At 68.8% G+C, this 20627-nt stretch carries 16 protein-coding genes and 1 tRNA gene; 15 read left to right on the top strand and 2 right to left on the bottom strand.

Annotation, left to right across the window (positions count from 1 at the left end; translation table 11 throughout):
* The first annotated feature begins 113 nt into the window (after positions 1-113).
* The 9 genes from trpC (at position 114) to H4Q84_RS03855 (ending at position 13984) form a co-directional block, all read left to right on the top strand.
* On the top strand, positions 114-896 hold the full coding sequence (trpC, locus tag H4Q84_RS03895) for an indole-3-glycerol phosphate synthase TrpC (RefSeq protein WP_248582096.1): 783 nt from the start codon (positions 114-116) through the stop codon (positions 894-896).
* Positions 893-2122, top strand: coding sequence for a tryptophan synthase subunit beta (gene trpB, locus H4Q84_RS03890; RefSeq protein WP_248582095.1), 1230 nt, complete (start codon positions 893-895; stop codon positions 2120-2122). Before trpC ends, trpB begins: the two co-directional genes overlap by 4 nt.
* Complete coding sequence (gene trpA, locus H4Q84_RS03885; protein WP_248582094.1) at positions 2119-2916, top strand: tryptophan synthase subunit alpha; 798 nt, start codon at positions 2119-2121, stop codon at positions 2914-2916. The genes trpB and trpA overlap by 4 nt, the downstream gene beginning before the upstream one ends.
* Complete coding sequence (locus H4Q84_RS03880) at positions 2909-3526, top strand: SCO family protein (RefSeq protein ID WP_248582093.1); 618 nt, start codon at positions 2909-2911, stop codon at positions 3524-3526. The genes trpA and H4Q84_RS03880 overlap by 8 nt, the downstream gene beginning before the upstream one ends.
* Before the next feature lie 2 nt (positions 3527-3528).
* Positions 3529-4470 (top strand): prolipoprotein diacylglyceryl transferase, encoded by a 942-nt coding sequence (gene lgt, locus H4Q84_RS03875; RefSeq protein WP_248582092.1) that lies wholly within the window; start codon positions 3529-3531, stop codon positions 4468-4470.
* 173 nt (positions 4471-4643) lie between these two features.
* Positions 4644-9188 carry a glutamate synthase large subunit gene (gene gltB, locus H4Q84_RS03870; RefSeq protein ID WP_248582091.1) on the top strand — a complete coding sequence of 1515 codons (4545 nt, stop codon included), beginning with the start codon at positions 4644-4646 and terminating at the stop codon, positions 9186-9188.
* Between the two features lie 71 nt (positions 9189-9259).
* Positions 9260-10720, top strand: a complete 1461-nt coding sequence (locus H4Q84_RS03865; RefSeq protein ID WP_248582090.1) for a glutamate synthase subunit beta — start codon at positions 9260-9262, stop codon at positions 10718-10720.
* A gap of 56 nt (positions 10721-10776) precedes the next feature.
* Positions 10777-12222, top strand: a complete 1446-nt coding sequence (gene pyk / locus H4Q84_RS03860; RefSeq protein ID WP_248582089.1) for a pyruvate kinase — start codon at positions 10777-10779, stop codon at positions 12220-12222.
* A 109-nt stretch (positions 12223-12331) separates the two neighbouring features.
* A complete protein-coding gene (locus tag H4Q84_RS03855) occupies positions 12332-13984 on the top strand; it encodes a methyl-accepting chemotaxis protein (protein WP_248582088.1) in 1653 nt (550 codons plus the stop codon).
* Between the two features lie 56 nt (positions 13985-14040).
* Here H4Q84_RS03855 and H4Q84_RS03850 read toward each other — a convergent pair whose 3' ends face one another.
* Positions 14041-14784, bottom strand: a complete 744-nt coding sequence (locus H4Q84_RS03850; RefSeq protein WP_248582087.1) for a helix-turn-helix domain-containing protein — start codon at positions 14782-14784, stop codon at positions 14041-14043.
* A 37-nt stretch (positions 14785-14821) separates the two neighbouring features.
* Positions 14822-14894 (bottom strand) — tRNA-Leu (locus H4Q84_RS03845).
* Between the two features lie 28 nt (positions 14895-14922).
* Here H4Q84_RS03845 and H4Q84_RS03840 point away from each other — a divergent pair.
* From H4Q84_RS03840 to H4Q84_RS03815, 6 genes are all read left to right on the top strand, one after another.
* Complete coding sequence (locus tag H4Q84_RS03840) at positions 14923-15534, top strand: response regulator (RefSeq protein WP_282580307.1); 612 nt, start codon at positions 14923-14925, stop codon at positions 15532-15534.
* A 152-nt stretch (positions 15535-15686) separates the two neighbouring features.
* On the top strand, positions 15687-16838 hold the full coding sequence (locus H4Q84_RS03835) for a branched-chain amino acid ABC transporter substrate-binding protein (RefSeq protein WP_248582086.1): 1152 nt from the start codon (positions 15687-15689) through the stop codon (positions 16836-16838).
* 107 nt (positions 16839-16945) lie between these two features.
* Complete coding sequence (locus H4Q84_RS03830) at positions 16946-17947, top strand: branched-chain amino acid ABC transporter permease (protein WP_248582085.1); 1002 nt, start codon at positions 16946-16948, stop codon at positions 17945-17947.
* Positions 17944-19104 carry a branched-chain amino acid ABC transporter permease gene (locus H4Q84_RS03825; protein ID WP_248582084.1) on the top strand — a complete coding sequence of 387 codons (1161 nt, stop codon included), beginning with the start codon at positions 17944-17946 and terminating at the stop codon, positions 19102-19104. Before H4Q84_RS03830 ends, H4Q84_RS03825 begins: the two co-directional genes overlap by 4 nt.
* On the top strand, positions 19097-19915 hold the full coding sequence (locus H4Q84_RS03820) for an ABC transporter ATP-binding protein (protein WP_248582083.1): 819 nt from the start codon (positions 19097-19099) through the stop codon (positions 19913-19915). Before H4Q84_RS03825 ends, H4Q84_RS03820 begins: the two co-directional genes overlap by 8 nt.
* Positions 19899-20624: an ABC transporter ATP-binding protein gene (locus tag H4Q84_RS03815; RefSeq protein ID WP_248582082.1), complete on the top strand. Its 726-nt coding sequence runs from the start codon at positions 19899-19901 to the stop codon at positions 20622-20624. The genes H4Q84_RS03820 and H4Q84_RS03815 overlap by 17 nt, the downstream gene beginning before the upstream one ends.
* Positions 20625-20627 lie beyond the last annotated feature (3 nt).

Raw genomic sequence — 20627 nt, 5'->3', positions numbered from 1 at the left:
ATGCACGCACGCGACGAGCGGCTTCTTCAGCACCCTCCTAGCCCCACACCCGGCGGTGACCGCCGGGGTGAGAGGCTGGACCCCTACCCGAACCACGCGTCCTGGAGGCAGTTGTGTCCGTGCTTGACGACATCGTCGCCGGTGTCCGCGACGACCTCGAGCAACGCCGCGCGAGCGTCCCGGTGGCCGACCTGCGGGCCGCGCTCGCCGATGTCGCGCAGCCCCGCGACCCGATGCCGCAGTTCCGTGCTGCCGGGTCCAGCGTGATCGCGGAGGTCAAGCGCAAGAGCCCCAGCAAGGGTGAGCTGGCCGATATCCCCGACCCGGCCGACCTCGCAGCTGCCTACGCTCGCGGCGGCGCCGCGGCGATCAGCGTGCTGACCGAGCAACGGCGCTTTGGAGGCAGCCTCGACGACCTCCGCGCCGTGCGGGCCGCCGTCGACACCCCGCTGCTCCGCAAGGACTTCATCGTCGAGAGCTACCAGCTCGTCGAGGCCCGCGCCGCAGGCGCCGACCTGGCGCTGCTGATCGTGGCGGCGCTCGGTGACGACGACCTCCGCTGCCTCCACGACGAGGCCCGAGAGCTCGGGCTGACCGTCCTGGTCGAGGTCCACGACGAGGCCGAGACCGAGCGGGCTGTTGCTCTGGGCGCCGAGCTGATCGGTGTCAACGCCCGCAACCTCAAGACCCTGGCGGTCGACGACGACACGTTCGGCCGGCTGGCCCCGATGATCCCCGATGACCGGGTGCTGGTGGCCGAGTCGGGCATCGGTGGCCGCGATGACGTGCAGCGCTACGTCGGCGGGGGCGCCCGCGTCGTACTCGTCGGGGAGACGCTGGTCCGCGACGGCGACCCCGAGCGGGCCGTGCGTGAGATGACAGGAGTGCACGCATGACGACCCACACCTACGACGCCGACGAGCTCGGCTACTTCGGCGAGCCCGGTGGCCAGCAGTGGGGCGGGCGCTTCATGCCCGAGGCCCTGGTCGCAGCCCTCGACGAGCTGACGGCTGCCTGGCAGGACGCGATGGCCGACCCGGAGTTCGTGGCCGAGTTCGACGCGATCCTCACCGACTACGCCGGGGTGCCGAGCCGGCTCTACCACGCGGAGCGGCTCAGCCAGCAGGTCGGCGCCCGCATCCTGCTCAAGCGCGAGGACCTCAACCACACCGGCGCCCACAAGATCCGCAACGTGCTCGGCCAGGCGCTGCTGACTCGCCGGATGGGCAAGACCCGCGTCATCGCCGAGACCGGCGCCGGCCAGCACGGCGTCGCCAGCGCCACCGCCGCGGCATACTTCGGCATGGACTGCACCGTCTACATGGGCTCGGTCGACACCCGCCGCCAGGCGCTCAACGTGGCCCGCATGCAGCTGCTCGGCGCCAAGGTCATCCCGGTCGACTCCGGCAGCGCGACCCTCAAGGACGCCATCAACGAGGCCCTGCGCGACTGGGTCGCCTCGGTCGACCACACGGCCTACCTCTTCGGCACGGCCGCCGGCCCGCACCCGTTCCCGAGCATGGTCCGCGACTTCTGCCGCGGCATCGGCGACGAGGCCCGTGCCCAGTGCCTCGAGCAGTACGGCGCGCTGCCGGACGCCATCGCCGCGTGTGTCGGCGGCGGCTCCAACGCCATCGGCCTGTTCACCGCGTTCCTCGACGACGACGGTGTGGCGATCCACGGCTTCGAGCCCGGTGGCGACGGCGTGGAGACCGGGCGGCACGCCGCGACCATCCATGTCGGCGCCAGTGGCGTCCTCCACGGCGCGCGCACCTACGTCCTGCAGGACGACGACGGGCAGACCATCGAGTCGCACTCGATCTCGGCCGGCCTCGACTACCCCGGGGTCGGGCCGCAGCACGCCCATCTCGCGGCGATCGGCAGGGCGACGTACACACCGGTCACCGACAACGAGGCGATGGACGCGATGGCGCTGCTGAGCCGCACCGAGGGCATCATCCCCGCGATCGAGAGCGCACACGCCCTCGCTGGCGCGCTGAGGCTGGCGGAGGAGATGCCGGGGAAGACGATCCTGGTCAACCTCTCTGGCCGCGGCGACAAGGACATGGGCACCGCGATCGAGCACTTCAGGCTCGGCGAGCCCGACGAGGAGCCGGTATGAGCGTGGCCCGTGCATTCGAGACCGTGCGTGCCGAGGGCCGCTCGGCACTGGTCGGCTACCTGCCCGCTGGCTTCCCCGACATCGAGGGCTCGATCGAGGCGATGCGCTGCATGGTCGACGCCGGCTGCGATGTGATCGAGGTAGGCCTGCCCTACAGCGACCCGGTGATGGACGGCCCGACCATCCAGGCCGCCGCCCAGCAGGCGCTCGACGGTGGCGTCCGCACCATCGACGTGCTGCGCACGGTCGAGGCCGTCGCCGCGACCGGTGTGCCAACCGTCGTGATGACCTACTGGAACCCGGTCGAGCGCTACGGCGTCGAGCGCTTCGCCACCGACCTCGCGTCCGCCGGGGGAGCGGGGCTGATCACCCCCGACCTCACTCCTGACAGCGCCGCGGGCTGGATCGCCGCGGCCGACGCGCACGACCTCGACAAGATCTTCCTGGTCGCGCCCTCCTCGACCGACGCCCGCATCGCGATGACCACGGCCGCCTGCCGGGGCTTCGTCTACGCCACCGCGGTCATGGGCGTCACCGGGGCGCGCGCCAGCTCGAGCGACCTCGCCGGCCCGCTCGTCGCCCGCACCCGCGCGGCCACCGACCTGCCGGTGTGCGTCGGGCTGGGCGTCTCCCACGGCGACCAGGCTGCCGAGGTCGCGTCGTACGCCGATGGCGTGATCGTCGGCTCCGCGTTCGTCCGTGCCCTGCTCGACCACGCCGACGACCGCACCGCCGGCCTCAAGGCGCTCGCCGAGCTCACCGCCGACCTCGCCGACGGGGTGCGCCGTGGCTAGGTCGCTGCTTGGCCTGCTTGTCGGCGTCCTGCTTCTCGGCGGGTGCAGCAGTGCCGGCCAGGTCGTCGTGCCCACCGACGACGACGGGCTGCACGGCGCGCGGCTCGACCAGCCCTATACGGCGCCGACCGCCCCGCTCACCGCGACCGACGGGTCGTCGTACTCCTTGGCCGACAGCACCGACAAGCCGCTGACGCTGGTGTTCTTCGGCTACACCAGCTGCCCAGACATCTGCACCATCGTGATGAGCTCGCTGGCCGCCGCGGTCAACCGGCTCGACGACGCACAACGCGAGCAGGTCGACGTGGTCTTCGTGACCACCGACCCGACCGTCGACGACGCCGAGAAGGTACGCCGCTTCGTCGGCCGTTTCGACCCCGACTTCATCGGCCTGACCGGCGACCTCGACACGATCATCGCCGACGCCGGCGCGCTAGCCGTCGCGGTCGAGAAGGGCGACAAGCTGCCGTCGGGCGGCTACGCGGTCGCCCACGGCGCCCAGGTGATCGGGATCTCCGCTGACGATCGCGCCCACGTCGTCTGGAACGAGGAGACCTCGGCCGCTGACTTCGCCGACGACATCGCCACCCTGCTCGACGAAGGAGCCTGACCGTGCCGCTCGGTCTCTACGCAGCGTTCATCCCCAGCCCCGCCGACGGCGTCTGGAACCTCGGACCCGTGCCCCTGCGCGGTTATGCGCTGAGCATCATCGTCGGCATCATCTTGGCGATCTGGATTGGCGAGCGCCGCTGGGTCGCCCGCGGCGGCACCCTCGGCGAGGTGCAGGATCTCGCCATCTGGATGGTGCCGTTCGGCCTGGTCGGTGGACGGCTCTACCACGTCATCACCGACTATCAGCTGTACTTCGGCGAGGACCGCAACCCGGTTACCGCCCTCTACGTCTGGCGCGGCGGCCTCGGCATCTGGGGTGCGGTCGCGCTCGGTGCGCTGGGTGCGGCGATCGGTGCCCGGCGCAAGCACATCCGACTGCTGCCGATGCTCGACGCCCTCGCTCCCGCCGTACTCGTCGGGCAGGCGCTGGGCCGATGGGGCAACTGGTTCAACCAGGAGCTCTTCGGCCGCCCGACCGACCTCCCCTGGGCGCTGGAGATCGACGCGGCGCACCGCCCCGACGGCTACCTCCAGTACGCCACGTTCCACCCGACGTTCCTCTACGAGTTCTTGTGGAACCTCGCCGCCTTCGCACTGGTGATCTGGGTCGACCGGAAGTTCCGACTCGGCCACGGCCGGGTGGTGGCCCTCTACGTGATGGCCTACACGGCCGGCCGCGGCTGGATCGAGTACCTCCGCATCGACACCGTCCAGATGAACGACGTGTTCGGGCTGCGGCTCAACGTGTGGACCTCGATCGTGCTGTTCGTGCTGGCGCTGGCCTACTTCGTGTGGTCCTCACGGGCCCGCCCCGGTCGCGAGGAGATCGTCTACACCGACGGCCGCCAGGCGACCACTCAGAATGGCGAGGACGCGCTGGACGTCGAGGCCGAGACCCGCGCCGACGCTGACGCCGAGTCGAAGCCCGAGTCGTCTGCCTGAACGGCGTTCCAAGGCCTGAAACGGTCATCCCATCTGGCGGAGCGCCAGTGATAGCCTTCCGAAACCGCTTGGGCCAACGTCGTCCCGCGCAGCAACATCGCCAGACCTGCACCTCTTCACGTGCATCCAGTTCGCCCACCATGGTGGGCGCAGACGACGACGGGAGAATGCGCATGCACGCGTTCCCGGCGCCACAAGGGCTCTACGACGGCCGCCACGAGCACGACGCCTGTGGCGTGGCCTTCGTCGCGACCCTGACCGGTGTGGCCAGCCACGACATCGTTGCGAAGGCGCTCACGGCGCTGCGCAACCTCGACCACCGCGGAGCCGCCGGCGCCGAGGTGAACTCCGGTGACGGCGCGGGCATCCTCATGCAGGTGCCCGACGCGTTCCTGCGGGCCGTTGTCGACTTCGAGCTGCCGGCCCACCACTCGTACGCCGTGGGCACCGCGTTCATCCCCGGCGATGCCGAGACAGTTGCCAAGACCCGGCAGCGCATCGAGGAGATCGCCGGCGAGGAGGGCCTGGCCGTCCTCGGCTGGCGCGAGGTCCCCGTCGAGCCGAGCATCCTCGGCGCCACCGCGCGCGGTGTGATGCCCGCGTTCGTGCAGCTGTTCGTGTCCGGGGCGGGCAAGCGCGTCTCCGGCATGGCCCTGGAGCGGCTGGCCTTCTGCCTGCGCAAGCGCGCGGAGCACGAGACCGACTCCTACTTCCCGTCACTGTCGTCGCGCACGCTCGCCTACAAGGGCATGCTGACGACCGACCAGCTCGACAACTTCTTCCCCGACCTGGTCGACGAGCGGATGGCCTCGGCGCTGGCCGTGGTGCACTCGCGGTTCTCGACCAACACGTTCCCGAGCTGGCCGCTGGCCCACCCGTTCCGGTTCATCGCGCACAACGGCGAGATCAACACCGTCATGGGCAACCGCAACTGGATGCGCGCCCGCGAGGCGCTGCTCGACTCCGACCTGATCCCGGGCGACCTCGAGAGGCTCTACCCGATCTGCACCCAGGGCCACTCCGACTCCGCGTCGTTCGACGAGGTGCTCGAGGTGCTGCACATGGGCGGCCGCTCGTTGCCGCACTCGGTGCTGATGATGATCCCCGAGGCGTGGGAGAACCACACCGAGATGGACGCCGCCCGCAAGGCGTTCTACGAGTTCCACTCCGCGCTGATGGAGCCGTGGGACGGCCCCGCATGCGTGGTGTTCACCGACGGCTCGCAGATCGGCGCCGTGCTCGACCGCAACGGCCTCCGGCCTTCCCGCTACTGGGTGACCGACGACGGGCTGGTCGTGCTGGCCTCCGAGGTCGGCGTACTCGACCTCGACCCGGCCACCATCGTCCGCAAGGGCCGGCTCCAGCCGGGCCGGATGTTCCTCGTCGACACCGACGAGCACCGCATCATCGAGGACGAGGAGGTCAAGGCCGAGCTCGCCGCGGAGCACCCGTACGACGAGTGGCTGCACGCCGGCCAGATCCATCTCGACGCCATCCCCGAGCGCGAGCACATCGTGCACACCCACGCGTCGGTCACCCGTCGCCAGCAGGTCTTCGGCTACACCGAGGAAGAGCTGCGCGTGCTGCTCACCCCGATGGCCAACAACGGCGCCGAGCCGCTCGGCTCGATGGGCACCGACACCCCGATCGCGGCCCTGTCGCAGAAGCCGCGACTGCTCTTCGACTACTTCGCACAGCTGTTCGCGCAGGTGACCAACCCGCCGCTCGACGCCATCCGCGAGGAGCTCGTGACGTCGCTGTCGGGCACCATCGGCCCGGAGGCGAACCTGCTGAATCCGACGCCCGCGTCGTGTCGCCAGGTCGTGCTGCCGTTCCCGGTGATCTCCAACGACGACCTCGCCAAGATCCGCCACATCAACCGTGACGGCGACATGCCCGGCTTCATCACCCACGTCTCCCGCGGCCTCTACGAGGTCGAGGGCGGCGGCACGGCGATGGCAGCCCGCCTCGACGAGATCTGTGCCGAGGTGTCGGATGCGATCGCCGGGGGAGCCCGCATCATCGTTCTCTCCGACCGGCACTGCACCGCCGAGCTCGCGCCGATCCCGTCGCTGCTGCTGACCGGTGCGGTGCACCACCACCTGGTCCGCGAGAAGACCCGCACCCAGGTCGGTCTGCTCGTCGAGGCCGGCGACGTGCGCGAGGTCCACCACGTCGCGCTGCTCATCGGGTACGGCGCGGCCGCTGTCAACGCGTACCTCGCCATGGAGTCGGTCGAGGACCTCGCCCGCGAGGGCTACTACGTCAAGGCCGAGCCCGAGGTCGCGGTCAAGAACCTCGTCAAGGGCCTCGGCAAGGGCGTCCTCAAGGTGATGTCGAAGATGGGCGTCTCCACGATCGCCTCCTACACCGGCGCCCAGATCTTCGAGGCCGTCGGACTGTCCCAGAGCGTCGTCGACAAGTACTTCACCGGCACCAGCTCGAAGCTCGGTGGCATCGAGCTCGACACCATCGCCGAGGAGGTCGCGCGGCGGCACGCCACGGCGTACCCGCGAGGCGGCATCGCGCCCGCTCACCGCGAGCTCGCGATCGGCGGCGAGTACCAATGGCGCCGCGAGGGTGAGCCGCACCTGTTCGACCCCGAGACCGTCTTCCGGCTCCAGCACGCCACCCGCACCGGGCGCTACGACATCTTCAAGCAGTACACCGCTGCCGTCGACGAGCAGTCGGCGCGGCTGATGACGCTGCGCGGGCTGTTCAAGTTCAAGGAGGGCGAACGGCAGCCGATCAGCATCGACGAGGTCGAGCCGGTCTCCGCGATCGTCAAGCGCTTCTCCACCGGCGCGATGTCCTACGGCTCGATCAGCAAGGAGGCGCACGAGACCCTCGCGATCGCCATGAACCGGCTGGGCGGCAAGTCCAACACAGGTGAGGGCGGCGAGGACGCCGACCGTCTCCACGACCCCGAGCGCCGTTCGTCAATCAAGCAGGTGGCCTCCGGCCGCTTCGGTGTCACGAGCGAGTACCTCACCAACGCCGACGACATCCAGATCAAGATGGCGCAGGGCGCGAAGCCCGGCGAGGGCGGCCAGCTGCCCGGCAACAAGGTCTACCCGTGGGTGGCCAAGACCCGGCACTCGACGACCGGAGTGGGCCTGATCAGCCCGCCGCCGCACCACGACATCTACTCGATCGAGGACCTCGCCCAGCTGATCCACGACCTCAAGAACGCCAACCCGTCAGCACGGGTGCACGTGAAGCTGGTCTCCGAGGTCGGAGTCGGCACGGTCGCGGCCGGCGTGTCGAAGGCGCACGCGGACGTCGTACTCATCTCCGGTCACGACGGCGGCACCGGCGCGGCACCTCTCACGTCGCTCAAGCACGCGGGTGGTCCCTGGGAGCTCGGCCTGGCCGAGACCCAGCAGACCCTGCTGCTCAACGGCCTGCGCGACCGGATCGTCGTACAGACCGACGGGCAGCTCAAGACCGGCCGTGACGTCGTAATCGCCGCCCTGCTCGGGGCGGAGGAGTACGGCTTCGCGTCTGCCCCACTCGTCGTGTCGGGCTGCATCATGATGCGGGTCTGCCACCTCGACACCTGCCCCGTGGGTGTCGCCACCCAGAACCCCGTGCTGCGCGAGCGCTTCACCGGCAAGCCGGAGTTCGTCGTGACGTTCTTCGAGTACGTCGCCGAAGAGGTCCGCGAGATCCTGGCCGAGCTCGGCTTCCGCACGATCGAGGAGGCCATCGGTCAGGTGGGCGCCCTCGACGTCGTAGAGGCCGTCGACCACTGGAAGGCGACCGGGCTCGACCTGGCCCCGATCCTGCACCAGGTCAACCTCAACGAGGAGTTCGGCGGCCAGTTCGCCGACCAGGACCTGCGCTGCACCAAGGGGCAGGACCACGGCCTCGAGAAGGCGCTCGACAACAAGCTCATCGAGCTGGCCGAGCCGGCGCTCGAACGCGGTGAGCAGGTGCGCGCCGAGGTCACCATCCGCAACGTCAACCGCACTGTCGGCACGATGCTCGGTCACAAGGTGACCAAGCGTTACCGCGGTGAGGGGCTGCCGGACGGCACGATCGACCTCACCCTGACCGGGTCGGCGGGTCAGTCGTTCGGCGCGTTCCTGCCGCGCGGCATCACCATGCGGCTGGTCGGCGACGCCAACGACTACGTCGGCAAGGGCCTCTCCGGCGGTCGGCTGGTCGTGCGTCCGCACGACACCGCGACCTTCGAGGCGCACGAGCAGATCATCGCCGGCAACACCATCGGCTACGGCGCGACGTCGGGCGAGATCTTCCTGCGCGGCGGCGTCGGGGAGCGGTTCTGCGTGCGCAACTCCGGTGCCACGGCGGTCGTCGAGGGTGTCGGCGACCACGGCTGCGAGTACATGACCGGCGGCCGGGTCGTCGTACTCGGACCGACGGGTCGCAACTTCGCGGCCGGCATGTCCGGTGGATACGCGTTCGTGCTCGACCTCGACGTGAACCGCGTCAACGGTGAGCTCGTCGAGCTGACTCCGCTTGACGACGAGCGCGCCGACGAGGTGCGTGAGCTCGTCGAGCGTCATCACGACGAGACCGGGTCGAGCGTGGCGAAGGCGCTCCTCGCCGACTGGGCGGATGCGCGTGAGCGCTTCCACCTGGTCATGCCGAGCGACTTCAAGCGGGTGCTCGACGCTCGGGAGGAGGCCCTCGCCGAGGGCCTGTCCGAGGACGAGGCCTCGCACCGGATCATGGAGGTGCTTCATGGCTGACCGCAGCCGTCGTCGAGGTTCGCTCGGGCTGGCGTGTCCAGCCCGGATCATGGAGGAGGCTCTGCTCACCAATGGCTGATCCCAAGGGATTCCTCAAAAACGGCCGCGAGGTCGCCACGCGCCGCGAGGTCGCCGAACGGGTGCACGACTGGAACGAGGTCTACCCCGACGGCATCGGCCGCGCACTGCTGCCGATCATCAGCACCCAGGCCGGCCGCTGCATGGACTGCGGCATCCCGTTCTGCCACCAGGGCTGCCCGCTGGGCAACATCATCCCGGAGTGGAACGACCTGGTCTGGCGTGACGACTGGGAGGGTGCGATCGAGCGGCTGCACGCCACCAACAACTTCCCGGAGTTCACCGGGCGGCTGTGCCCGGCGCCGTGCGAGACCGCGTGCGTGCTCGGCATCAACCAGGACCCCGTGACCATCAAGAACGTCGAGGTCGCGATCATCGACAGGGCGTGGGAGTCGGGCAACGTCCGGCCCCAGCCGCCCGAGTGGCTCTCGGGCAAGACGGTCGCCGTGGTCGGCTCCGGGCCCGCCGGTCTGGCCGCTGCCCAGCAGCTCACCCGCTCCGGCCACACGGTCGCGGTCTACGAGCGTGCCGACAAGATCGGCGGCCTGCTGCGCTACGGCATCCCCGAGTTCAAGATGGAGAAGAAGCACCTCGACCGCCGCATCGACCAGATGCGCCGCGAGGGCACCGTCTTCCGTGCCGGCGTGAGCGTCGGCAACGACGACCTCACCGGGTCGCGGCTCCGTGAGCGCTACGACGCCGTGGTGCTGGCAATGGGCTCGACCGTCGGGCGTGACCTCGACGTGCCCGGTCGCGAGCTCGACGGCATTTACCAGGCGATGGAGTTCCTGCCGCAGTCCAACCGGGCCTCACTCGGCGAAGAGGTCGAGGGGCAGATCACCGCCGAGGGCCGCAACGTGGTCATCATCGGCGGCGGCGACACCGGCGCCGACTGCCTCGGTACGTCGATCCGCCAGGGCGCCGCGTCCATCACCCAGCTCGAGATCATGGCCCAGCCGCCGGAGCAGCGGCCCACGGGCCAGCCGTGGCCGTCGTACCCGATGACGTTCCGGGTCTCGTCGGCCCACGAGGAGGGTGGCGACCGCGTCTACGCCACCTCGACGACCGAGTTCGTCGGTGATGCCGACGGCCGGGTGCGCGCGCTGCGCGTGGTCGACGTCGACGAGAAGTTCCAGCCGGTGCCCGGCTCCGACCGGGAGATCCCGGCCGAGCTGGTGCTGTTCGCGATGGGCTTCACGGGTCCGGAGAAGCCGGGCCTGGTCGAGCAGCTCGGGGTCGACCTCGACGAGCGCGGGAACGTCGCCCGCGACGCGTCGTACGCCGCCTCGGTGCCGGGAGTGTTCGTGGCCGGCGACGCCGGTCGCGGCCAGTCGCTGATCGTCTGGGCGATCGCGGAGGGCCGTGCCGCGGCTGCCGCTGTCGACACGTTCCTGACCGGCTCGACGACGCTGCCGTCGCCGATCCTGCCGACGGAGCGTCCGCTGACCGTCTGATGCTCGCTGGTTGAGCAGCCCGGCGAATTGGATCGTTCAAGTAGTAGGGTCGGGGCGTGCGTAGAGCAAAGATCGTTTGTACCCTCGGCCCCGCGACGTCATCCCCCGAGCAGATCCGAACGCTCGTCGATGCCGGCATGGACGTCGCCCGTCTGAACATGAGCCACGGGTCCCACGAGGACCACGCTCGCTCCTACCGGCTGGTGCGGGAGGCGAGTGACGCGAAGGGGCACGGCGTCGGCATCTTCGCCGACCTGCAGGGCCCCAAGATCCGGCTCGAGACGTTCGCCGAGGGCAGGGTGATGCTCGAGGTCGGGCAGACCTGGACCATCACCGTCCGGGACGTGCCGGGCGATGCGGTCATCTGCGGTACGACGTACAAGGGCCTGCCGGGTGACGTCGCACCCGGCGATCCGATCCTGATCGACGACGGCAAGATCCGGCTGCGCGTGACCGAGGTCAACGAGACCGACGTCACCACCGAGGTCATCGTCGGGGGTCCGGTCAGCAACAACAAGGGCATCAACCTGCCCGGCGTCGCCGTGTCCGTGCCGGCCCTGTCGGAGAAGGACATCAAGGACCTGCGGTTCGCGCTGCACCTCGCCGTCGACTTCATCGCGCTGTCGTTCGTGCGGTCGGCGGCTGACGCCGACGACGTCCGACGGATCATGCACGAGGAGGGCGTGCTGGTCCCCCTGATCGCCAAGATCGAGAAGCCGCAGGCCATCGAGAACCTCGACGAGATCATCAAGGCGTTCGACGGGTTCATGGTCGCGCGTGGCGACCTGGGCGTCGAGTGCCCGCTCGAGGACGTGCCGTTCCTCCAGAAGCGGGTCGTTGACAAGGCCCGGCGCAACGCCAAGCCGGTCATCGTTGCCACCCAGATGCTCGAGTCGATGATCGTCAACCCCGCGCCGACGCGCGCGGAGGCCAGCGACGTCGCCAACGCCGTACTCGACGGCGCAGACGCGGTGATGCTCTCGGGCGAGACCAGCGTGGGCGCGTATCCGTTCGAGGCCGTGCGCACCATGGCGCGCATCATCACCTCGACCGAGAACCACGCCCTCAAGAGCATGGCGGCCATCGACTGGCAGCCGCGTACCCCCGGCGGGGTGATCGCCAAGGCGGCCGCCGAAGTGGCCGAGCGCATCGGTGCGTCCTACCTCGTGGCGTTCACCCAGAGCGGTGACTCCGCGCGCCGGCTGGCGCGTTACCGCGGGTCGATCCCGGTGCTGGCGTTCACGCCCGAGGCCATGGTGCGCTCGCAGCTCTCGCTTACGTGGGGCGTCGAGACGTTCCTGACCCAGATGGTCGAGCACACAGACGAGATGGTGCGGCAGGTCGACGAGGCGTTGCTGCAGATCGGTCGCGTCAAGGAGGGCGACCGGGTCGTCATCATCGCCGGCAGCCCGCCCGGCATCCCCGGGTCGACCAACGCGCTGCGCATCCACACGATGGGTGACGCCATCAACGAGGTCGCGCCGGCCTACCGCCGCCGCTAGGTCGCACGACCGCATTCTCCTCAACTCGGGTCTCTCCCGGTCGATGGATCCACCGGTGACCTGACGACACGGACGTCGCGTGGCGCCGCGGCCTTCGGGAGACCTGCTGATGACGAAGCTTCGCCAGACCCTGCGCGACATGAGGATCGGGGTGCGGCTGGCAGCCGCCTTCGCTCTGTGCGGCGTGCTCGTGGGATCGGCGGCCTACCTTGGCCTGTCGGCGCAGGGCAGGGCCGATGCGCTCCGCGACGAGCTCGACGACATCGGACGGCAGAACCAGCTAGCCGACTCGATGCTCATCAACATCAACGACATCACCGGCTGGCAGGGGCTGTACCTCGCCGAGGTGCCGGCGTTCGGCGTGGAGGTCGCGATCGCCGACGACGGCTACAACCGCGCGGGCTACCTGACGAGCAAGGCCACCATCGAACAGATGTTCCGCGACGTCGACACCACGGGGCTGACGAAGAACGAGATCAAGATCCTGCGCAGCACCGAGAGCAATTTCCGTCAGCTGTTCAACGAGGACGACTGGATCATCGGCAAACTTACGGCCAAGGGCATCGACGCGATGCCGGAGATCATGGAGAGCATCAACGGTGGCGCGGCTGGTCAGGCGTGGACCGCGGTGTACGAGGACATGACCGCCTTCGGCGAGTCGCTCGACGTCCGCGAGAAGGATCTCCGTGCCGAGCTGGAGGTCGTCGCCCGCAACGGCCGACTGACGGTCCTCATCGGGCTCGCGCTCGCCGTCGTCGCCGGCACGGTGGTGCTCTGGCTGGTGACCCGCTCCATCACGCGGCCGCTGCGTCGTACGGTCACGGTCCTGCAGTCGGTGGCCGACGGTCATCTCGACGCCCGCATCGAGGAGGACCGCAAGGACGAGATCGGCCAGCTCGGGGTCGCCCTCAACAGCGCGGTGAGCAACCTCGGACACGCGATCGCGGAGATTGCGGGTACGGCGGTCGAGCTGGCCGCCGCGTCCGAGGAGCTGTCGGCCGTGTCGAGCCAGATGTCCAACTCCGCCGAGGAGTCCTCTGCACAGGCCGGTGTCGTCTCGACGGCCGCCGGGCAGGTGTCGCTGAACGTGCAGACCGTCGCCGCGGCAACGGAGGAGATGAGCGCGTCGATCCGCGAGATCGCGGTCAACGCCACCAACGCGGCCGGTGTCGCTGCCCGTGCAGTCACCGCCGCCGAGTCGACCACGCGGACCGTCGCCAAGCTGGGGGAGTCGTCGACCGAGGTCGGCAAGGTCGTCAAGGTCATCAACTCGATCTCCGAGCAGACCAACCTGCTGGCGCTCAACGCCACCATCGAGGCCGCCCGGGCGGGGGAGTCGGGGAAGGGCTTCGCCGTCGTGGCCAACGAGGTCAAGGAGCTCGCGCAGGAGACCAAGTCGGCCACCGGCGACATCGACCGGCGCATCAAGGCGATCCAGACCGACACCCAGGAAGCGGTCGCCGCCATCGCCGAGATCGCCGCGATCATCGCCCAGATCAACGACACCCAGAACGCGATCGCCTCGGCGGTCGAGGAGCAGACGGCCACCACACACGAGATGACCCGCTCGGTCTCCGACGCGGCTGTGGGCTCCTCCGACATCGCCGAGAACATCACCGGCGTCGCCCGCACCGCTGGCGACACGCAGGCCGCGGCCGGCAGCACCCGTTCGGCGGCCGAGGAGCTCTCGCGGATGGCGCAGCAGGTGCAGGTACTCGTCTCGGGGTTCACCTACACGCGCGAGGAGCCGGTGCACGACTGAGCCGGGGTCGGTCCCGCCCGAAGGACATGGGGTGCTGCGGGAGAGGCCACCCCACTTCAGCTCTTGGCGCCGATGTGCGCGTCGAGGCGTCGTACGTCGTGGCGACGAGACACTGCTATCGCCGTCGCCCGCGGGCACCGGTGGGCGATCTCGACCAGGTCCAGCGCCCCCGCGCACAGCCCGAGGACGTCGTCGGACCTGTTCACGAACTCCCATCGTGGGTAGTCGTAGCGCTTCCGCTGACCCGCCACGATGCGGGTAGCCCAGTTGTTGGTCCGTGAGCCGTCGGAGTGGAACAGCCCGCGCAGGAACTCCCACGGTTGCGCCTCGACGATCTCGCGCTGCCAGGGCTCGAGCGCGATCGTGCGATCGTGCTTGCGCCCGGGTCCGTGCTGTGGGAACAGACATGGCCAGTGCTTCCAGTTCGCGTGGACGACCACGGTGCCCGGCGCAGCGACGTGGAAGACCCGACTGCGCGGGCGGGTGGCCTTCATGAGGCCGGTGACGTCCGCCACGATGCCGGGCAGGCGCGCGTCGCACGAGACCCGGAACGAGTGGTCCCGCCGCTGCTGGGAGAGACAGCCGTCACCCAGGTAGTAGCCCAGCAGGGCAGAGTAGGCACCTGCGTCGAAAACGGCGGCGTCACACCGAGGACAGTCACCGAGCCGGGCCCGGAGAGGCTGGTCGCGCCAGCCACGTATCGTCGAGCGGTGAACGCCGAGCTCGCGGCTGACAGCCGAAATGGTCCGGCCCTCGCGCAGGAGCTGGAGCCCTCTCGTGCGCACGGAAATCGGGCACATGCGACAGATGTTCGTCGAGGCCACCGACAGTGGACAGTGCCCCGGGTGGGATTCGAACCCACACTGGATGGTGTTTGAGACCATTGTCTCTGCCGTTGGACTACCGGGGCCTGAGGGCGCTCACGATAACCTGCGGCCGTGTGCCCATCGCCATCGGAGACCCCTGCCAAGACCGCTCCTCGCGTCGTCATCGCCGAGGACGAGGCCCTCATCCGCATGGACCTCGCCGAGATGCTCGAGGAGGAGGGCTACGACGTCGTCGGTCAGGCCGGTGACGGCGCCAAGGCGATCGAGCTGGCACAGGAGCTGCGCCCCGACCTGGTGATCCTCGACGTGAAGATGCCGGTGCTCGACGGCATCGCCGCCGCCGAGCGCATCGCGGGCGACCGGATCGCACCCGTCGTCATCCTGACGGCGTTCTCGCAGCGTGACCTGGTCGAGCGGGCGCGCGACGCCGGCGCGATGGCCTACCTGGTCAAGCCGTTCACCAAGCAGGATCTGGTGCCGGCGATCGAGATGGCGGTCAGCCGGTTCGCGGAGGTGCAGTCGCTCGAGGCCGAAGTCGCTGACCTGGCCGAGCGCCTGGAGACGCGCAAGGCGATGGATCGCGCGAAGGGAATGCTGCAGGCAGAACTCGGGCTGAGCGAGCCCGACGCCTTCCGCTGGATCCAGCGTACGGCCATGGACCTGCGGCTCTCGATGCGCCAGGTGGCCGAGGGTGTGGTCGAGCACGGAGTCCCCGCTCCGTAACCCAAGCGTTACGCCGTACGTCACAAATCTGCAACGACCCGAAATACCCCTCAGCCAGGTCATCCCCAGAGCGCATTCTTGGTGCTAGGTTTCGGTCCACAATCGACCGTGTGGCGTGACTCACGCCTGCGGCCCAGCATCGCGGAGGATTAATGACCCGTTCCAACAAGCGTGTGCGCGTACTCGCTGCACTGATCGCCACGGCAGGGCTCACCCTGAGCGCCTGTGGCACCACGGACGACAGCGGTGACGGCGGTGGCGGCAGCAACGCTGCCGACTGCAAGAGCATCGCCTTCTTCGGTGCCCTCACCGGACCCGCCGCTGGACTCGGACAGCAGATCCTCAACGGCGTGCAGCTCGCCGTCGACCAGTACAACGAGGACTCCGACTGCGAGGTCGGCCTCGAGGAGTACGACTCCCAGGGCAGCCCGGACGCCGCTCCCCAGCTGGCCACGCAGGCTGCTGGAGACGACAAGGTCATCGGCATCGTCGGCCCGGCGTTCTCGGGCGAGTCGGCTGCTGCCGGCCCGATCTTCGCCGAGGCCGGTCTCCCGACCATCACCCCGTCGGGCACCAACCCGACCCTGGCCGACAACGGCTGGGACACCTTCCACCGCATCCTCGGCAACGACGCCACGCAGGGCCCTGCCGCCGCGGCGTACATCCAGGACACCCTGGGTGCCAAGTCCGTCTTCGTGATGGATGACGCGTCCGAGTACGGCGCCGGCCTGGCCGGCATCGTCAAGGACTCGCTGGGCGACGTCGTCGTCGGCGAGGACACCATTCAGACTGGCGACACCGACTTCTCTCCCTCGGTCACCAAGGTGAAGGCGTCCAAGGCCGACACGCTCTTCTTCGGTGGCTACTACGCCGAGGCGGCGCTGCTCATCAGCCAGCTGCGTGACGGCGGCTGGGACGGCACCTTCGTGGTGGCCGACGGCGTGAAGGACCCGGGCTTCATCGACGGCGCGAAGGATGCCGCCGAGGGCACCGTCATCACCTGCCCGTGCATCCCGCCGGAGGACCCGGCCGTCGCCGAGTTCGCCACCGCTTACGAGGCCGACTTCGACGCCGCTCCCGGCACCTACACGGCTGAGGCCTACGACGCCGCGAACGTCTTCCTCGACGGCCTGGCCGACGGCGCAGACGACCGCCCGGCGATGCTCGACTTCGTCAACAACTACGACGAGGCCGGCATCACCAAGCAGGTCAAGTTCGACGAGAAGGGTGAGGTCGCAGACATCCACGTCTACGCCTACAAGGTCGAAGGCGGCGAGATCGTCTCCGACACGGAGATCGAGTGACCACCTACCTGTCCATCAGGTAGTCAGCACGAGCACGCGGCCGGGGGGCTCGACCCCCCGGCCGCTGCACGTGCAACGGCCCTTCAACCAGCCTCACGGGAGAACACGTGAAGTTCGACTACCATTTCCTCTTCAGCAACTTCCCCGAGCTGACCGTCGGCGGTCTCGCCTTCGGCGCCATCTATGCGCTCGTCGCTCTCGGCTACACGCTGGTCTACGGCGTGCTGCAACTGATCAACTTCGCGCACTCCGAGGTCTTCATGTACGGCACCTTCGCCGCCATGTGGACCGTGATGATCCTCGGTGGCACCAGCTCCACGTCGACGGGAGCCGCGATCGGATTCCTTCTCGTCGCACTGATAGTCGCGATGGTCGTCTCCGGCGGTATCGCCCTGCTCCTCGAGCGAGTGGCCTACCGCCCACTCATCCAGCGCAATGCGCCGCGGCTGATCGCCCTCATCTCAGCCATCGGTGCGTCGTTCTTCCTGGCCGAGCTGATGGGCCTGCGCCAGAAGGTGACCGCGTGGGTTGGCCTCGACGACAACCTCAACGAGTACGTCACCCGCCCGCGTGACCCGCGCAGCTGGCCGCGCATGCTCGACCAGGTCGACCTGTTCTCCATCGGTGGCTTCACGGTGCGCAGCACCGACGCCCTTGTCATCGTCTCGGCCATCGTGATGATGGTGGTCCTCGACCAGTTCGTGCGCCGCTCCAAGACGGGCCGCGGCATCCGTGCCACCGCCCAGGACCCCGAGACGGCGCTGTTGATGGGCGTCAACTCGACCCGCGTCATCCAGATGACCTTCCTCATCGGTGGCCTGATGGCCGGTGCGGCAGCCTTCCTCTACATGTTCAAGATCGGTACGACGAAGTTCGACGTCGGCTTCATTCTCGGCGTCAAGGCGTTCACGGCGGCCGTGCTCGGCGGTATCGGCAACCTGCGCGGTGCACTCCTCGGCGGTCTGGTGCTCGGTGTCGCCGAGAGCTGGGGCTCGGGTCTCTTCGGCACCGAGTGGCGCAGCGTCGTCGCGTTCGTCCTCCTCGTGGTGATCCTGCTCTTCCGGCCGACAGGCCTGTTGGGCGAGGCGCTCGGAAAGGCACGCACATGAGCAAGACGACCGCCGCACCCAGTGCGGCCAAGAAGTCCCTCACGGCCCGCCTGACCGCGCTGCCCGGGTCCGTCAAGATCGCGCTCTGGGTCCTGCTGGTGCTGGTGGCCTACGCGCTCCCGCTCCTTGAGCCACCATTCCTGTCCACGCCCGACTCCGACTTCGGTGGAGTCCTGTTCCTCGTCACCATGTACATGCTGGTCGCCCTCGGCCTCAACATCGTGGTCGGCTATGCCGGGCTGCTCGACCTGGGCTACGTCGGCTTCTACGCGATCGGCGCCTACACGGTCGCGGTCCTCACGTCCGGCCACGGTTCCTGGCCGTTCCTGCTCACCGTGCCGTTGGCTGTGCTCTTCACGACCATCTCTGGTGTGGTGCTCGGCGCGCCGACCCTGCGGGTGCGTGGTGACTACCTCGCCATCGTGACTCTCGGGTTCGGCGAGATCATCCGGCTCACCGCCACCAACCTGGAGTGGCTGGGGGGGAGCAGGGGCATTCCCAACATCAAGCGCCCGCCGAGCCTGGACCTGTTCGAGATCCCGCACCTCAACTGGGACTCCGGCACCCCGCTGCTCGACTTCAACGACAGCACGAAGTTCGTCGTCTTCGGCGTGCTCGACCAGATTCCCTACTACTGGCTCGGCCTGACCGTGGTCCTGGTCGTGCTGTGGGCCGACCACCGGGTGAAGGACAGCCGGGTGGGCCGAGCCTGGGAGGCCACGCGGGAGGACGAGGACGCCGCCGAGTTGATGGGCGTCCCCACGTTCCGGTTCAAGCTGTTGGCCTTCTCGATGGGCGCCTTCATCGGTGGCCTGGCCGGCTCCATCTACGCCAGCCGGCAGAGCTTCATCAACCCGCAGTCGTTCCTGCTGCTCTTCTCGATCCTGTTCATCGCGGCCGTGGTGGTCGGTGGGCAGGGCAACAGGTGGGGCGTTCTCGTCGGTGCGTTCCTGGTCGCCTACCTGCCTGAGCGGTTCCGTGAGTTCTCCGACTGGCGGGTGCTGGTCTTCGGACTGGCGCTGATGCTGCTGGCGATCTTCCGGCCCGAGGGCCTGCTACCGCCGCGACGTACGATCCGGGCCAAACAGGCCGAACAGGCCGAACAGGAGATCGTGCCCCTTGAAAGGGGCAGCGACGAGGAGGGATCCCATGTCTGAGCAGCAGTCTGAGCAGACCCCTGAACAGACCACGGGACGCGCCAAGGTTCTCGAGATCGACCACCTGACCCTCAGGTTCGGTGGCCTCACCGCGCTCGACGACGTCTCCTTCCACATCAACCAGGGCGAGATCCTTGGCCTGATCGGACCCAACGGCGCCGGCAAGACGACGTGCTTCAACGTCGTCACCGGCGTCTACCGGCAGACCAGTGGCGACGTCCGTTTCAACGGCGCCTCCCTGACTGGCAAGAAGCGTTTCCAGGTCACCAAGCTGGGCATCGCTCGCACGTTCCAGAACATCCGGCTCTTCAAGTCGATGACGGCGCTCGAGAACGTCCTGGTCGGCGCCGACGCACAGCACAAGACCGGCCTGTTCGGTGCCCTCTTCCGGTTGCCTGTCCACAAGCGTGAGGAGGAGCAGGGCCACGAGCGCGCGATGGAGCTGCTGCGCTTCATGGGCATCGCCAAGCACGCCGACGAGCTCGCCTCCAACCTGTCGTACGGCGACCAGCGGCGCCTCGAGATCGCCCGGGCGATGGCCACCAACCCGAAGCTCATCTGCCTCGACGAGCCGGCGGCCGGCTTCAACCCGGCCGAGAAGCGGCAGCTGATGGACCTCATCCGCAAGGTGCGCGACCAGGGCTACACCGTGCTGCTCATCGAGCACGACATGCGGCTGGTGATGGGCGTGACCGACCGGATCGTCGTACTCGAGTTCGGTCGCAAGATCGCCGAGGGCAGCCCCGCGGAGATCCGAGACAACCCGGCCGTGATCGCGGCCTACCTGGGAGTGGATGAAGATGCTTCTTGAGGTCCAAGGCCTCTGTGTCAACTACGGCCACATCGAGGCGATCCGCGACATCTCCTTCGGTGTCGAGGAAGGCACCATCGCGACCCTGATCGGCGCCAACGGTGCCGGGAAGACCACCACCCTCAAGACGATCTCGGGGCTGCGCAAGGTCCGTGACGGCACCGTCATGTTCGACGGCAAGGACATCACGTCGCTGCCGCCGCATGAGCGGGTAGGACTCGGCATCAGCCAGTCGCCCGAGGGTCGCGGCATCTTCGTCGGCATGTCGGTGCGCGAGAACCTCGACATGGGCGCCTACGTGCGCAAGGACCGGGGCTCGGCTGCGTACCAGGCCGACTTCGACCGCGTGATGGCGCTGTTCCCGCGGCTCGAGGAGCGGATCGGCCAGATCGCCGGCACGATGTCGGGCGGTGAGCAGCAGATGCTGGCCATCGGCCGGGCACTGATGGCCAAACCGCGGCTGATCCTGCTCGACGAGCCGTCGATGGGCCTGGCTCCGAAGCTGATCCAGCAGATCTTCTCGATCGTGGGGGAGATCAACCAGCAGGGCACCACGGTGCTGCTCGTCGAGCAGAACGCCGCGCAGGCGCTCAAGCGGGCCGACACCGCCCACATCCTCGAGACCGGCTCGATCGTCCGCTCCGGCACCGGTGCCGAGCTGGCCGGTGACGACTCGGTCAAGGCCGCCTACCTCGGCGGCGACGTCTAGACC

It is taken from the genome of Nocardioides sp. InS609-2 (assembly GCF_023208195.1).
GTDB lineage: Bacteria > Actinomycetota > Actinomycetes > Propionibacteriales > Nocardioidaceae > Nocardioides.
This window is presented reverse-complemented; position numbering and strand designations above follow the sequence as displayed.